This window comes from Roseivivax sediminis, assembly GCF_900112685.1.
Taxonomy (GTDB): Bacteria; Pseudomonadota; Alphaproteobacteria; order Rhodobacterales; family Rhodobacteraceae; genus Roseivivax; species Roseivivax sediminis.
On the sequence record NZ_FOMS01000010.1, the window covers coordinates 202,846 to 217,126 of the forward strand.

General features: G+C 68.9%; 14 protein-coding genes. 6 read left to right on the forward strand and 8 right to left on the reverse strand.

The genetic code is table 11. From position 1 onward, the window contains the following. Positions 1-48: 48 nt before the first annotated feature. Positions 49-900 (reverse strand): methylated-DNA--[protein]-cysteine S-methyltransferase, encoded by an 852-nt coding sequence (locus F3H57_RS16245; RefSeq protein ID WP_149756978.1) that lies wholly within the window; start codon positions 898-900, stop codon positions 49-51. 176 nt (positions 901-1,076) lie between these two features. On the opposite strand from F3H57_RS16245, the gene F3H57_RS16250 reads away from it, so the two are divergent. After that, entirely contained in the window at positions 1,077-1,481 is a 405-nt protein-coding gene (locus F3H57_RS16250) for a hypothetical protein (protein WP_188129714.1), read from the forward strand. Positions 1,482-1,486: 5 nt separating this feature from the next. On the opposite strand, the gene F3H57_RS16255 is transcribed toward F3H57_RS16250, so the two are convergent. Continuing rightward, positions 1,487-1,963 (reverse strand): GNAT family N-acetyltransferase, encoded by a 477-nt coding sequence (locus F3H57_RS16255; RefSeq protein ID WP_149756980.1) that lies wholly within the window; start codon positions 1,961-1,963, stop codon positions 1,487-1,489. A gap of 193 nt (positions 1,964-2,156) precedes the next feature. Here F3H57_RS16255 and smc point away from each other — a divergent pair, with 193 nt between their 5' ends. After that, entirely contained in the window at positions 2,157-5,612 is a 3,456-nt protein-coding gene (smc, locus tag F3H57_RS16260) for a chromosome segregation protein SMC (RefSeq protein ID WP_149756981.1), read from the forward strand. A 12-nt stretch (positions 5,613-5,624) separates the two neighbouring features. Here the strand turns inward: smc and F3H57_RS16265 are convergent, their stop codons facing one another. Next, positions 5,625-6,083, reverse strand: a complete 459-nt coding sequence (locus tag F3H57_RS16265) for an NUDIX hydrolase (RefSeq protein WP_149756982.1) — start codon at positions 6,081-6,083, stop codon at positions 5,625-5,627. A 197-nt stretch (positions 6,084-6,280) separates the two neighbouring features. On the opposite strand from F3H57_RS16265, the gene F3H57_RS22295 reads away from it, so the two are divergent. From F3H57_RS22295 to hemN, 3 genes are all read left to right on the forward strand, one after another. Continuing rightward, positions 6,281-6,418, forward strand: a complete 138-nt coding sequence (locus F3H57_RS22295; protein WP_188129715.1) for a hypothetical protein — start codon at positions 6,281-6,283, stop codon at positions 6,416-6,418. Between the two features lie 70 nt (positions 6,419-6,488). Further along, positions 6,489-7,184 carry an NnrU family protein gene (locus F3H57_RS16270; protein WP_149756983.1) on the forward strand — a complete coding sequence of 232 codons (696 nt, stop codon included), beginning with the start codon at positions 6,489-6,491 and terminating at the stop codon, positions 7,182-7,184. Positions 7,185-7,235: 51 nt separating this feature from the next. Further along, positions 7,236-8,591: an oxygen-independent coproporphyrinogen III oxidase gene (gene hemN / locus F3H57_RS16275; RefSeq protein ID WP_149756984.1), complete on the forward strand. Its 1,356-nt coding sequence runs from the start codon at positions 7,236-7,238 to the stop codon at positions 8,589-8,591. A gap of 351 nt (positions 8,592-8,942) precedes the next feature. Here hemN and F3H57_RS16280 read toward each other — a convergent pair whose 3' ends face one another. From F3H57_RS16280 to phnD, 5 genes are read right to left on the reverse strand one after another with little or no spacing between them, the layout of a single operon-like run. Further along, complete coding sequence (locus F3H57_RS16280; protein ID WP_149756985.1) at positions 8,943-9,851, reverse strand: HAD-IIA family hydrolase; 909 nt, start codon at positions 9,849-9,851, stop codon at positions 8,943-8,945. Then, a complete protein-coding gene (phnE, locus tag F3H57_RS16285) occupies positions 9,848-10,657 on the reverse strand; it encodes a phosphonate ABC transporter, permease protein PhnE (RefSeq protein ID WP_149756986.1) in 810 nt (269 codons plus the stop codon). Before phnE (F3H57_RS16285) ends, F3H57_RS16280 begins: the two co-directional genes overlap by 4 nt. After that, positions 10,654-11,448, reverse strand: coding sequence for a phosphonate ABC transporter, permease protein PhnE (phnE, locus tag F3H57_RS16290; protein WP_149756987.1), 795 nt, complete (start codon positions 11,446-11,448; stop codon positions 10,654-10,656). The genes phnE (F3H57_RS16285) and phnE (F3H57_RS16290) overlap by 4 nt, the downstream gene beginning before the upstream one ends. Beyond that, positions 11,445-12,221 (reverse strand): phosphonate ABC transporter ATP-binding protein, encoded by a 777-nt coding sequence (phnC, locus tag F3H57_RS16295; RefSeq protein ID WP_149756988.1) that lies wholly within the window; start codon positions 12,219-12,221, stop codon positions 11,445-11,447. The genes phnE (F3H57_RS16290) and phnC overlap by 4 nt, the downstream gene beginning before the upstream one ends. Before the next feature lie 52 nt (positions 12,222-12,273). Further along, on the reverse strand, positions 12,274-13,257 hold the full coding sequence (gene phnD / locus F3H57_RS16300) for a phosphate/phosphite/phosphonate ABC transporter substrate-binding protein (RefSeq protein ID WP_149756989.1): 984 nt from the start codon (positions 13,255-13,257) through the stop codon (positions 12,274-12,276). A 153-nt stretch (positions 13,258-13,410) separates the two neighbouring features. Here phnD and F3H57_RS16305 point away from each other — a divergent pair, with 153 nt between their 5' ends. Continuing rightward, positions 13,411-14,250, forward strand: a complete 840-nt coding sequence (locus tag F3H57_RS16305; RefSeq protein WP_149756990.1) for a DeoR/GlpR family DNA-binding transcription regulator — start codon at positions 13,411-13,413, stop codon at positions 14,248-14,250. Positions 14,251-14,281: the final 31 nt, after the last annotated feature.

Below are 14,281 nucleotides of genomic sequence, written 5' to 3' on the forward strand. Positions count from 1 at the left end.
AACGTCGGCAAAGTTCCGCTGACAGGGTTGAAATCACGCCGGCGGCCCTCAGGCGTCGTGGCGCGCGGCCTCCCAGGCGAGGATCGCGCGCTTGACCGGCAGCCCCCAATGGTAGCCGCCGAGCCCGCCGGACTTGCGCAGCGCCCGGTGGCAGGGAATCAGGAAGCTGACCGGATTGCGTCCGACGGCAGTGCCCACCGCGCGCACCGCCCCGGGATGGCCGATGGCGGCGGCGATCTCCGAATAGGTGGTCACCTGGCCCGATGGGATCTGCATCAGCGCCTCCCACACCTTGATCTGGAACGGTGCTCCGATCAGGAAGAGCGGCGTCGGCTCCGTCCCGGCGCCGAAGGCCGACATCACCCAGGGGCGCAGCCGGGCGGGGTCTTCGGTTAAGGCGGCAAGCGGCCAGCGGCCCGAGAGATCGGCGAAGACCGCGTCCTCCCCGGATTCGGAGGCGAAGGCGATACCGCAGATCCCGCGATCCGTTCCGGTCACGAGCGCCGGGCCGAACGGGCTGTCGAACCAGCCCCAGCTTATCGTCAGCCCCTCGCCCGCCCTGGCCCATTCGCCGGGGCTCATCGCCTCCCATCGCAGGAACAGATCGTGCAGGCGCGAGGAACCCGACAGACCGGTCGCGTGCGCCGTCTCCAGCGTGGTGAATCGCTCCCGCAGCAGCGCCTTGGCATGGCCGAGCGTGAGGTATTGCTGGTAGCGCTTCGGGCTGACCCCCGCCCATTCGGAAAAGACGCGCTGGAAATGTGCCGGGCTCATCTGCATCGCGGCGGCAAGATCGTCGAGCCGGGCCTGCGGGCCCATGCCGTCGATCAGGTCGATGGCCCGGCGCATGACCTCGAAATGATAGCTGCGGCGGTCTGCGATCGGGGTCTGGTCGGTCATCTCTGTGGCCTGCTGGCTGTTCTGAGACCCAAGGTAGAAGACGCGCCGCCCTCGCGCGACCCGGATCTTGCGCCTTCGTGGCGGCTCCGCGCACGTCGCGGCGTTAACTTCGCGTTTACCGCTCTCGTTCCACCAATGTTCCCATGCCGTATCATGTCATTGTGTTGGTGTTCGTGTTGACCGGTTCGGCCGCCTGCACCCTGCCGGGGCCGGGCATGTACGGCGCCCCTCCGACCCGCGTGTCGGAGGGGCAATCGACGTTTCTCCTGCGCCGCCAGGGAAACGAGGTGGAGGCGATCCGCACCAGCGTGGAGATCCTGCCGTCCCGCGCCGCCGTATCAGGCCGCGCCGGTCTCGCGGTGCGGCGCGTCACCGGGTGCGACATCGCGTGGATGCGCGGGGACGCGGCGCTCCTGCGGATGGGGCTCGATTGCGGCGAAGGCGCGCTGCTGCCGCCGGGCCGCCCCGAACTGGATTGCGACGTGATCGACGAGATCACGGCCACCGGCGCGGTCTACACAGAATTGGCGATTCGGTGCGGCGCCCTCTCCGGCAGCGCCTGGCGCCCGGCCGAGCGATGATGCAATCAGCGCGGCACTGCGCCTTCCGCCGGCAGCGGTTTTTCGAAGAACACGCTCGACCCGTTGGCGACATAGGCGCCGAAAGGCCCGCGCTGCCGATAGCCGCACCTGTCGTACAGCGCCGAGGCCGCGAAGAGCTTGTTGCCCGTTTCAAGCCGGATCAGCAGCAGCCCGTCAGCTTCCGCGCGCGCCTCGGCATGAGCCAGAAGCTTCTGGCCCAGTCCGAGGCCGCGCGCTTCCGGCGCGACGAAGAGCGATTTCAATTCCCCGTACCCGTCATGCCGCTTGAGCGCGACGCAACCTAGGAGCGCGCCTTCTGCCTCCGCCCCGAAGAACGTCACGTCCGGGACCGCCAGCGCCTCCGCGTCGAGATAGTGATTCTCGTCAGCCGGGAAGAGTGTCCGCATCAGCGCCTGGCTGGCCTGCAGCAGCAACCGGGCCTCCGGCGCGAGCGGGGAAATCTCCCGAATGGTCACAGACATGACGAATCTCCTGACCGACGCTGATATTTCAGAGATTTAACACCACGTCGCATCCGTCAAGGCAGCAATAAGTAGCGAATGATCCAATATCTTGTGGATAGATGCCTTGCTCGCTCCATATCCTGACGAAAGCCTTTGACATGACCCAAGATCGGTCGGCAGATTGCCGGTAAGGCAGGTCGAGGCACACGCGATGCGGTTTTCCAAACTCCGGCTGACCGGGTTCAAGAGCTTTGTCGACCCCACGGATCTGTTGATCCAGGAGGGGCTGACCGGCGTCGTCGGTCCGAACGGCTGCGGCAAGTCGAACCTGCTCGAGGCGCTGCGCTGGGTTATGGGCGAGAACCGCCCGACGGCGATGCGCGGCGGGGGCATGGAAGACGTGATCTTCGCCGGCGCCTCGTCGCGGCCCGCGCGCAACTTTGCCGAGGTGGCGCTGTCGCTGGACAATTCCGAACGGCTCGCCCCCGCCGGCTTCAACGACACCGACGCGCTTGAGATCACCCGCCGGATCACCCGCGACGTCGGTTCCGCCTATCGGCTCAACGGCAAGGAGGTGCGCGCGCGGGATGTGCAGATGCTGTTTGCCGACGCCGCCACCGGCTCGCATTCGCCGGCGCTCGTCCGGCAGGGCCAAATCTCCGAGTTGATCAACGCCAAGCCGAAGTCGCGCCGCCGGGTGCTGGAGGATGCCGCCGGGATCGGCGGGCTCTACCAGCGCCGGCACGAGGCGGAACTGAAGCTCAAGAACACGGAGGCCAACCTCACCCGCGTCGACGACGTGGTCGAGGGCCTGGCCAGCCAGCTCGCCAGCCTCGCGCGACAGGCCAGACAGGCGGCGCGCTACCGCGCCATCGGCGCCGATCTGCGCGCGGCCGAGGGGCAGCTCCTCTATCGCCGCTGGAAGGACGCCGACGCCGCCCGCGCGGTCGCCCGCAGCGCCCTGCGCGACGCGCTGACGGAGGCCGCGCGGGCCGAGACCGCCGCGAGCACGGCCGGCACCACCCGCAGCGAACGCGAGGCCGCCCTGCCGGACTTGCGGGAAGAGGATGCCATCGCCGCGGCCGTGCTCCAACGTCTCGGCGTCGAACGCGACACGCTCTCGACCGAAGAGGCCCGCGCGGCGGAGGCGATCGAGACGCTGACCGGCCGGATCGACCAGCTTACCCGCGACATCGAGCGCGAGGGCGGGTTGAACGCCGACGCCGACGACACCATCGCCCAGCTTGAACGGGAAGCCGAAGAGCTGGCGAAAGCCGGCGAGGGCCACGAGGACCGCCTTGCCGACGCGTCCGAGGCCGCGCGCGAGGCCGCCTCCATCCTCGAATCGCGCGAGGCTGCGCTGTCGGAGGCGACGGAGGACATGGCCCGCCTGTCCGCCCGCCACCAGTCGGCGCAGCGCAGCCTCGCGGACGCGCGCAAGACCCGCGAGCGCAGCGAGGCGGAAGCGGAAAAGGCCGTGGCCGCCGCCACGGAGGCCGAGGCGCGCCGCGAAGCGGCCGCCGAGACTCAGGAGGCCGCCGAGGCGGACGCCGAGGCCGCCCGCGAAAGCGCCGCGCAGGCGGAGGACACCCTCGCCGAAGCGGAGGCCGCCCGCGCCGAGACCAGCGCCCGCGAGGCGGAAGCCCGCGCCGCGCGCAGCAGCGCCGAGGGCGAAGCAACCGCGCTGCGGGCAGAGCATACGGCCCTCGCCCGCCTGCTCGATCGCGACACGGCGGAGGGCGGGCAGATCCTCGACCGGCTGCAGGTGGAACAGGGCTTCGAGAAGGCGCTCGGCGCCGCGCTCGCCGACGATCTGCGCGCGCCCGAGGTGGAGGACGCCCAAGCCTCTGGCTGGACCGTGCTGCCCGCCTACGACAGCGATCAGCCTCTGCCCGCGGGTATCACGCCGCTCGACCGTCATGTCTCCGTCCCGGACGTGCTGGTCCGCCGGATGTCGCAGATCGGGCTGGTGGAGGCAGAGGAAGGCGCCCGCCTTCAGCCGCAGCTCGCACCCGGCCAGCGGCTGGTAAGCCGCGACGGCGATCTCTGGCGCTGGGACGGCTATCGTGCCGCGGCGGCCGACATGCCCTCCGCCGCGGCGCTGCGGCTCGAACAGATCAACCGGCTCGAGGCGCTGAAACAGGAGACCGCGCGCGCCGAAGCGACGCTCGACGGGGCGCGCGACGCGCATGAGGCCCTGTCGACCCGGCTGGCCGATCTCACCGCCGCAGACAAGGCCGCGCGCGAGGCCCGCCGCGAGGCCGACCGCCGTGTGGCCGAAACCGCGCGCGCCGTCTCCCGCGCCGAGGCGGACCACGACATGGCCGACGGCAAGGTCGAAAGCGCCCGGCTTGCCGTCACCCGCCACCAGGAGGAGGCCACCGCCGCCCGCGCCCAGGAGGTCGAGGCCACACGCGTCGCCGAGGGGCTGCCCGACCTCGACGCCACCCGGGCGGAGGTCGAGGACATCCGCATGACGGTGGAAGCCGCGCGGATGACGATGATGGCCCGCCGCTCCGCCCATGACGAGCTGCGCCGCGAGGGCGAGGCGCGCACGGCGCGGGCGCAGAAGGTCACGCAGGAGATTGCCGGCTGGCGTCACCGGCTCGAAACCGCCCGCACCCGGACCGCGGAGCTGGAGACGCGGCGCGAAAAGACCGAGGCGGAGCTTGCCGAAGCCAGCGCCCGCCCCGCCGAACTGGCCGCACGGCGCGAGGACCTCTCCGCGCAGATCGAACAGGCCGAGGAACGCCGGACGGCCGCCGCCGACGCCCTCGCCGCCGCCGAGATGGCGCTGCGCGAAGCGGTCGCCGCCGAACGCGACGCGGAGCGCACGGCGTCAGAAGCGCGCGAGGCCCGCGCCCGCGCCGAGGCCCGCGCCGAAGCCGCCGAGGAGGCCGCCACCGTCGCCGCCGAACGCATCGCGGACGAGCAGGAGACGACACCCGAGAAGCTCCTCGAACAGCTCGACATCGACCCCGAGACGCTCGCCACCGCCGAGGAGATCGAGGCCCGCGTCGCCCAGTTCAAGCGCCAGCGCGATGCGCTCGGCGCGGTCAACCTGCGCGCCGAGGAAGACGCCCGCGAGGTCCAGACCGAGCATGACGAGCTCGTGAGCGAAAAGGCCGACCTGGAGGAGGCGGTCAGCACGCTGCGCTCGGGCATCGCCAGCCTCAACCGCGAGGGGCGCGAACGGTTGCTGACCGCCTTCGAGCAGGTGAACGAGAATTTCGGGATGCTGTTCAAGCATCTCTTCAACGGCGGCGAGGCCAACCTCGTCCTCGTCGAAAGCGACGACCCCCTCGACGCCGGGCTCGAGATCATGTGCCAGCCGCCGGGCAAGAAGCTGCAGGTCCTGTCGCTGCTGTCGGGCGGCGAACAGACGCTGACGGCGATGGCGCTGATCTTCGCGGTGTTCCTCGCGAATCCTGCGCCGATCTGCGTGCTCGACGAGGTGGACGCGCCGCTCGACGACGCGAATGTCACCCGGTTCTGCGACATGCTCGACGAGATGTGCCGCCGCACCGACACGCGCTTTCTGATCATCACCCACCATGCGGTGACGATGGCGCGGATGGACCGTCTCTTCGGGGTGACGATGCAGGAACAGGGCGTCAGCCAGCTCGTGTCCGTGGACCTCAAGCGGGCGGAGAAGATGGTCGCCTGAGCGCCAGCCGTATCAGGCCGCCTTGCGCAGCCGGCGCAGCGCGTCGCGTGTCCCCCCGTCCGATTCGAGCCGCCGCAGGAGCGCGGCAAGCTCCGGCTCCTGCACCCGGCGGGCGGCGGACCGGGGAGAGAACCAGCGCCGCGTGCGCTGCTCGCGCTCTTTCCAGCGGCGCTTGAGCTTGTCGACGATCATCGGGTAGAGCCGAACGCGGCAGGGCTGCACGGTGCCGTCGTCCAGCACCTTGCCGTAGCTGTAGACGCCGATCGGGCTTTTCGAGATGAACCCGCGCGCGCCGGCCTCTTCCAGCGCCTCGATCTCCGCGGCGGCCCAGGGCTTCGTGCCGTTCATTTCCCATCCCTTGGGCATGACCCAGCGGCCGGTGTCCCGCGAGGTGACCATCAGGACCTGGATACGCTCCTTGCGGTCCCATCGCACCGGCAAGGCGGCGATCTGCTCTCCCCACGCAGGCATGAACTATACAACCTCGAAAATTGTCTTTGCCTCAAGGCAGCTTAGCATGGCGCCCCCGACAGCCGAAGCAAGTTCCGGAGAATTGTCCGCAAGTTCCCGTCCCGCTTCCACGGAGACAGGAACGCGATCTGCGGACCCGGACCTGTTGCCCCGTGTCCGGTTCGAGATTTACCAGATCTTGACGACAGAGATCCGACATGACCCGATGTACCACACTCTTCCTCATCCTCCCCGCCGCGGCGCTCGGCCCGCCGCAGACGGAAACGGCCGAGCTTTTGGTGCTTGTCGGCTTCGTCGCCCTGATCGCGGTCCCGGCGGTGGTGAGCCGAGTATGATGCAGGGCCTGTCCGGCATCTGGGCCTCCACGCGTCACTTCGCGCGGCTCATCGCCGAGGCCGATCGCAGATGACCGGATGGATCGAATACGCCACCGCGCTGAGCCTCTTCGCCGCCAGCCACTTCGTGCCACGGCTCTGGGGCCTTCGCGAAAGGCTGATCGGCGCGATGGGGCGGCAGACCTATTTCAGCGTCTACGGACTTGTCTCGGTCGCGCTGCTGGCCTGGTTGATCGCGGCGGCCGGGCGCGCGCCGTATGTCGAACTCTGGCCGCAGCCGGCCTGGGCGCGCTGGGTGCCGAACATCGCGATGCCGGTGTCGGTCATGCTGATCGCGGCCGGCATCGGCCTGTCGCAACCCTACACGCTGGGCGCGCGCAAGGGCGCGGCCTTCGATCCGGCGCGGCCGGGTGTCGCCGCGATCTCGCGCCATCCCCTGTTCCTGGCGCTCGCACTCTGGGCCGGTTCGCACCTGCCGCCGAACGGCGATCTGGCGCACGTGCTCCTCTTCGGCAGCTTCCTCGCGATGGCGCTGGCCGCGATCCCCGCCTTCGACGCCCGGGCGCGCCGCGCGCTGGAGCCCGAGACGGCCCGCGCCTTTTTTGCGGCGACGTCAATGTTTTCGCTCCGTCCACTGGGCGACCGGGACTGGCGCCGCCGCCATGCCCGGCCGCTCGCGACCCGGGCGGTGCTGGGGCTGGCGCTCTGGCTCGGTCTCCTGCACCTTCACACGGCCGTGATCGGCGCCTCGCCCTTCCCGTTCTGAACCTTGATCCAGCGCAACGAGCGCGGCCCTGATCCGCGGCAAAGAGGCGGCATGACACAGATCGACCGCCTCAGATCCCTCGGCCTCTTCGACGCCCGGGTGCCCCGCTACACTTCCTACCCTACCGCGCCGGTGTTCTCCGCCGATATCGGCGCGGCGCACCAGGCCGCGGCGCTTGCCGGGCTGGACCCGGCCGAACCCGTCTCGGTCTACATCCACATCCCGTTCTGCGAACGGCTCTGCTGGTTCTGCGCCTGCCGGACGCAAGGGACGCAGACGCTCACCCCGGTCGAGAACTATATCGGGACGCTGGAACAGGAACTTGCGCTGCTGAAAGAGACGCTGCCGGCGGGGCTGCGGATGGGGCGGATGCACTGGGGCGGCGGCACGCCGACGATCCTCCCGCCGGCGCTCATCCACCGGCTTGCGCAGGCGGTGAAGGCGGTGCTGCCGCCGACGGAGGATTGCGAATTCTCGGTCGAGATCGACCCGACGATGGTCGACACGCCCAAGATCGCGGCGCTCGCAGCCGAAGGCATGACCCGCGCCAGCATCGGCATCCAGGATTTCGACCCGCTGGTACAGCAGGCCATCGGGCGGATGCAGCCCTTCGACGTCACGCGCGCCTGCGTGGACGATCTGCGCGACGCCGGCATCGGATCGTTGAACGCCGATCTGGTCTACGGCCTGCCGCACCAGAACGCGGCCCGGCTCGACGACACGCTCGACAAGGTGCTGGACCTCGGCCCGGATCGCATCGCGCTGTTCGGTTACGCCCACGTGCCGTGGATGTCCAAGCGCCAGAAGCTGATCGACGCGGCGAGCCTGCCACAGGAGGTCGCGCGCTACCGGCTGGCGGAGCGCGCCGCGGACCGGTTCCGCGGCGCCGGCTTCACCCCCATCGGGATCGACCATTTCGCGCGCCCCGGCGACGGGCTGGAACTGGCGGCGCGCACGGGCCGCCTGCGCCGCAACTTTCAGGGCTACGTGGACGACAGCTGCGCCACTCTGATCGGTCTCGGGGCGTCGTCGATCTCGCGCCTGCCGGCGGGCTACGTCCAGAACGCCCCGGCGACGCCGGCCTATGTCCAGCGGATCGAAGCCGGAGAACTCGCGGCGGTGCGCGGTCACGTGATGACCGACGAGGACCTGATGCGCGCGCGGGCCATCGAAATGATCATGTGCGACTTCCGGCTGGACCTGGAGGCGCTGCACGAGCGCTTCGGCGCCATGGCTGCTCGGCTTCGCCCGGAGATCGCAGCCGTCGCCGCACGGTTCGGCGACCTTGTGGAAGTCACGAGCACGGGCCTTACCGTGCCCCCCGACGGGCGCGTACTTGCCCGCCTCGTGGCGCATGTGTTCGACGCCCACGCACCTGAGGGCGCTCGCTACAGTCAGGCCTCCTGACCCGACCCCACGCCTCGGGCCGAGTGCGCACGGCCGCCGCCATCGCAGGCACGGCGGCGGGCCCCGCGGGGCATGCGCACCAGCCGAAAGCCGAGGTGACCGGGCGGCACGTGGCGCGTGCGACATCTCGATGGCCGAGTCCGCATCCACCCGGCGCTCCGCCTCGGGAAGCGCGAGCCGCCCGGTCAGGAACCGCGCGCGGCAGAACACGAAAGCGCCGAAACAGGGTGCGACGCGCAAGACGACCTCCCTCGCGGCCGGCTCCCGAGGGGGCGACGGCCAACCTGCAAGGGCGGTCCACCGAACGGAGCGGGGCGCCGAGCCGACCTCCTGAGGCCGGCCGATACGGAGTCAGATGGAATCGATGACATAGTTCGGCACGATGCCGGACGCTGCGATCGCCTCCCCCACGTCGAGACCGCACAGCGCGCCATGCCCGGACACCAGCGCCGTGGCAAAGCCCATATGAGCGCCCCCCAGGACGTCGGTGTGCAGCGTGTCGCCCACCATCAAAACCCGCGATGGGTCGATGCCGTGACGCGAGAGGGCAAGCTCGAAGATCTCCCGGAAGGGCTTGCCGACGAAGTCCGGCGAGACGCCGGCCTCCTCGACCAGCCGGTGCGCGAAATGGCCCGGCTCCTGCGTCAACCCATCCTCGCGCGGCGCCACGAGATCCGGATTTCCGACACAAACCGGACGCGGATGCGCACGCAAGGAGGCCGCGAGATGCGCCTGTTGCGCCTCCGTCCAGCCGTCCGAGCCGACCAGCAGGAAGCCGTCGACCCGGTCGTAGTCCGTGCGGTGGTCGCCGAGATGGACGATATCGAAGGGGTCGAATTCGTCATCGCCGGCTTCGGGCGTGAGCATCACGCCCCATCGGCGCGGCGGCGCCGCGGCCAGATGTGCGAGCAGCGCCTCGCGGCTGGTCACCACCTCCTCGGGGGTGACGTCGAAGCCGAGCCGGGCGTAGCGCTGCATCATGCGCCGCTTGGGATAGCCGGCCGAGTTCGACACGACCATCACGCTTTTGCCCTGCGCGCGCAGGGAGGCGATGCGCGCCGCCGCGCCTGGGATCGGCGACTCGCCCACGTTCAGCACGCCGTAGGCGTCGAGCAGGATCAGTTCGAACTCGCCCGCGATCTCGCCGAGATCGCGGGCCGCCTGCCAGGTCTGCGGGAACCGCGCCTGCGGCAGACGCGGCCGCACCCTCAGATAGGCCTCGAACGCGAGGGCCGGGTCCGTTGCGGTGATGACGCTCACAGGATGCGGCGGCGCAGGAAGGCCGAAATCACCTCGCCCAGGATCACCAGCACGAGGATCGCCAGGAGGACGGTCGCCGCTTCGGGCCAGTTGAACGTGTCAATGGCGCCCTGAAGGATGATGCCGATGCCCCCTGCCCCGACGAGGCCGAGCACGGTCGATTCGCGCAGGTTGATGTCCCAGCGCAGGATCGCGACCGCCCAGAAGGTCGGCATGACCTGCGGCACGATGGCATAGGCGATGACCTTGAACCGCGACGCGCCGGTCGCCTCCAGCGCCTCCACGGGACGCTTGTCGATCTCCTCGATCGCCTCACCCAGGAGCTTGCCGATGAACCCGATGGAGCGGAACATGATCGCGATGATGCCGGCGACCACGCCGGGACCGAAGATCGCGACGAAGAGCAGCGCCCAGATGATCGTGTTGACCGACCGCGAGGTGACGAGGATCAGCCGCCCGAGCCAGAGCGTCGCGCGGTTCGGCGTGGTGTTCTGCGCGGCGAGGTAGGCCACCGGCAGCGACATCAGCACCGCGAAGGCGGTGGCGAAGGTCGCGATGTTCACCGTCTCCCACAGCACCCGCAGGATGGTGGCGAGGTTCGTGGTGTCGGGCGGATACATCCGCTGGAAGAGATCGCCCATCTGCCCCGGCGCGTCCCAGACCCAGGCCCAGACCACCTCGATGGACGAGATCGACCAGGCGATGGCCAGCGCGCAAACCGCGAAGATCGCGAAGCGCTGCCATTTCTGCCGCGACGAGAAGCGGCTCCAGTCCTCCCGCCCGAACTGTTCGGAAATGCTGGTCATCCGATCCGCTTCCTGATCATGCCGCTGACCCCTTCCGAGATCAGGATCGCGCCCACGATCACGATGGTGATGGCGAGGGCGAAGTCGTAGTCGTAGCGCCCGAAGGCATTGGCGAGCGTCGCGCCGATGCCCCCTGCCCCGACGATGCCGACCACGGCCGAGGCGCGCAGGTTGCTGTCGAGCTGATAGATCGTCAGGCCGATCTGGCGCGGCATTATCTGCGGGAAGATGGCGTAGAACATCGTGGAGAAGAACGGCGCCCCGGCGGCCCGCATCGCCTCGACCTGGCCGAAGTCGATCTCCTCGATCCGCTCGGCCAGCATCTTGGCGACGAAGCCGATGGAGTAGACCACCAGCGTCAGCACGCCCGCGAATGGCCCGAAGCCGACGGCCTTCACGAAGATGATGGCGACGATGACAGGGTGGAAGCTGCGCGCGACGATGATGACGAAGCGCCCGAGATAATAAATCGGCAGCGGCGCCACGTTGCGCGCGGCCATGAAGGCGATCGGGATCGACAGAAGCACGCCGCCGGTGGTGGCGAGGATGGCGATCTTGAGGCTCTCGAGGAATCCGTCGATCAGGAGGCCGCTGCGCTCGAAGCTCGGCGGGAAAGCGCCGCCGAAGATGCGGCCAGCGCGGCCGAACCCGTCCGCGACGCGGCCCCAGTCGATGGGCATGGTCGCGCCGACCCAGAGGAAATAGGCGATGGCACCGAGATAGACCGCCCAGCGGACCACCGGGTTGGCGATGAAGGGCGGCTTGCGCCAGGTATCGCGGGCCTCGCTCATGACGCCTGCCTCAGGTCTTCGCTGCGGTCGGCGTGCGGGCTGCCGGAATAGATCCGGTCCATCGCCTCCTGATCGAGTTGCGCCGGCTTGTCGTCGAAGATGATCCGCCCGTAGCGCATGCCGACGATCCGGTCGGTGTATTCCTTGGCCTCGGTCACGTTGTGGATGTTGATCAACACCGGCAGCTTCAGCTCTCCGGCAAGATCGCGCAAGAGCCCCATGATCTGCTCGGACGTCTTGGGATCGAGCGAGGCCGTCGGCTCGTCCGCCAGCAGGATCTCGGGGTCCTGCATCAGCGCGCGCACCACGCCGACACGCTGGCGCTCACCGCCCGAGAGCTGGTCGGCGCGGGTGTTGGCGTAATGAGCGATGCCCACCCGCTCCATCAGCTCGTAGGCGCGGCGGATGTCCTGTTTGGGATAACGCCGCATGATCGCCGCCCAGGTCGAGATGTAGCCCAGCCGCCCGGACTGGACGTTCTCCATCACCGTCAGGCGGTCTACGAGGTTGAAGCCCTGGAAGACCATGCCGATCTTGCGCCGCGCCGCGCGCAGGTTCCTGCCGCGCAGCTTCGTCAGCTCCGTGCCGTTGAGCTCGATCGAGCCCGAGCTCGGCTCCACCAGCCGGTTGATGCAGCGCAGGAGTGTCGATTTGCCCGCCCCGGAGGAGCCGATGATGGACACGACGCTCTCGCCCTCGATGGTCAGGTCGAGGTTCTTCAGGACCGGGTCGCCGCTGCCGTAGCGTTTGACGAGGTCGGTGATCTTCAGCATGGGATGCTCCGTTGCCGGACCGGCGCACGACGGCGCCGGCCCGAAAGTGCCATTATTCCGCGGCGAGACCCTCGGGCGTGTACTCCACGCCGTTCGCGCTCTGGATTTGGCGGATCACCGCCCACTGCTCCTCGTAGGTGATGGGGATAAACTTCGACACGCCGGTGAACTCTTCGCCAAGCGCGGTGCCCTCGAAGTCGAAGCTGAAGAACGCTTCCTCGATGCTCTCCTTCAGCTCGGGCGCGAGGTCGTGCGCATAGGCGTAGGAGGTCGTCGGGAACGGATCGCTCTCCCACACGATGCGCACCTCCTCGGGGTCGTAGAGACCGCGTTCGGCCATCCGCTCCACCACCTCGGAGGCGACCGGCGCGGCGTCGTAATCGCCGGCGACGACGCCCAGCATCGACTGGTCGTGGCTGCCCGAGTAGTTCACCTCGTAATCCTCGTCCGGCACGACGCCCAGATCGGGGAACAGCGCGCGCGGCGCCTGGTTGCCGGAATTCGAGGTGGGCGAGGTGTGCGCGATGCGCTTGCCGGCGAGGTCCGGCATCTCCTGGATGTCGCTGTCCGCCTGGGTGTAGACCTGCAGCGTGTAGCCGAAACGGCCGTCATCGGCGCCCATGATCGCGAAGGGTACCGCGCCGGCGAGGTTCACCGCGAAGGGCGTCGGGCCGGTCGAGAAACCGGCGATATGCAGGCGGCCCGAGCGCATCGCCTCGACTTCCGCCGAGTTGGACTGAACGGCGAAGAACTGCACGTCCTTGCCGGTCACTTCCTCCAGATGGTCGATGAACGGCGTCCAGATGTCCTCGTAGATCGCCGGGTCCTCGACCGGCGTATAGGCGAATACGAGCGTGTCGGGGTTGCGCAGCGCGCTTTCGTCCTCCGGCGCGTCGGCCACGAGGTCGCCGTCGGCGTCGCAATATTGCGCATCGAGCGCGCCGCGATTCTCGCACTCCTCCTGCGCGAAGGCCGCCGAGGCAGTGAACGCCAGTGCGACAAGCGCGGTCGTCCCGAAGATCGTGTCCCTGGGCATGTCTGATTCCCTCCCGTTTCAGTTGGCACGCCGCCTCCACGGCGCATTGCGACGATGACAGCACCGAAATTTGGGATATGCAACATATGTCGTTACAAATTCTGCGTTCTTGCGCTATTCGCAGACATGAAACCCGGAGCGGAGCGAAGGTCCATGGCCGAACGCTTGGAGCCAAAGCGCCTGAAAAAGGCGGATCGACGGCGGCAGATCCTGCTTGAGCTCAGGCTCAAGCCGCATGTCCGTGTCAGCGAACTCGCGATCCAGTTCGGTGTCACGACCGAGACGGTGCGCCGCGACATGAAGGAGCTGAACGATGCGGGCTTGCTCAACCGTGCGCATGGCGGGGCCTCCACGGCCGCGCCGGCCCTTCATCGCGACATGGACGAGCGCCGCCTCGAGCGCGTCGCGGAGCGGGAGAGGCTGGGCCGTTTCGCCGCGCGCCTGGTCTCGGACGGCGACACGATCATGGTCGACGCCGGCACCACGACGATGGAATTCGCCCGCGCCCTCGCCTTCGAGCAGCGGCGCATCACGGCGATCACCAACTCGCTGCCGGTCGCGATGATGCTTGGACAGAATCCGGCGGCAAGCGTCCGTCTCTCGCCCGGCACCTACATGCGCGAGGAAGCCGCCGTGGTCGGACCGGAAACCTGTGAATACCTTGGCCGATACAATGTCGATGCCTGTTTCCTCGGTGCGGCCGGCCTGAGCGAGGCCGGCGTGACCGAGGCCGTCGAGGGCTTCGATGCGATAAAGCGCGCGATGATGTGCCAGAGTTCTGCGCGGCGCTTCCTGATCGACAGCGGCAAGTTCGGGCGCAGCCATCTGTGCCGGGTGGCGCAGTGCGATGAGATCGGGACGCTGATTACCGACGCGCGGCCTGCGGGTCCGCTGGCCGACGCGCTGCGCCAGACCGGGACCGAGGTTCTGGTGACCCCGACAAACGCCGCCGACGTCGACGTGAAGGACCACAGTTTCGCGGGAACGCGTTGAAGTGACGAAAGCCGAAGTGGTAAGCGCGGCC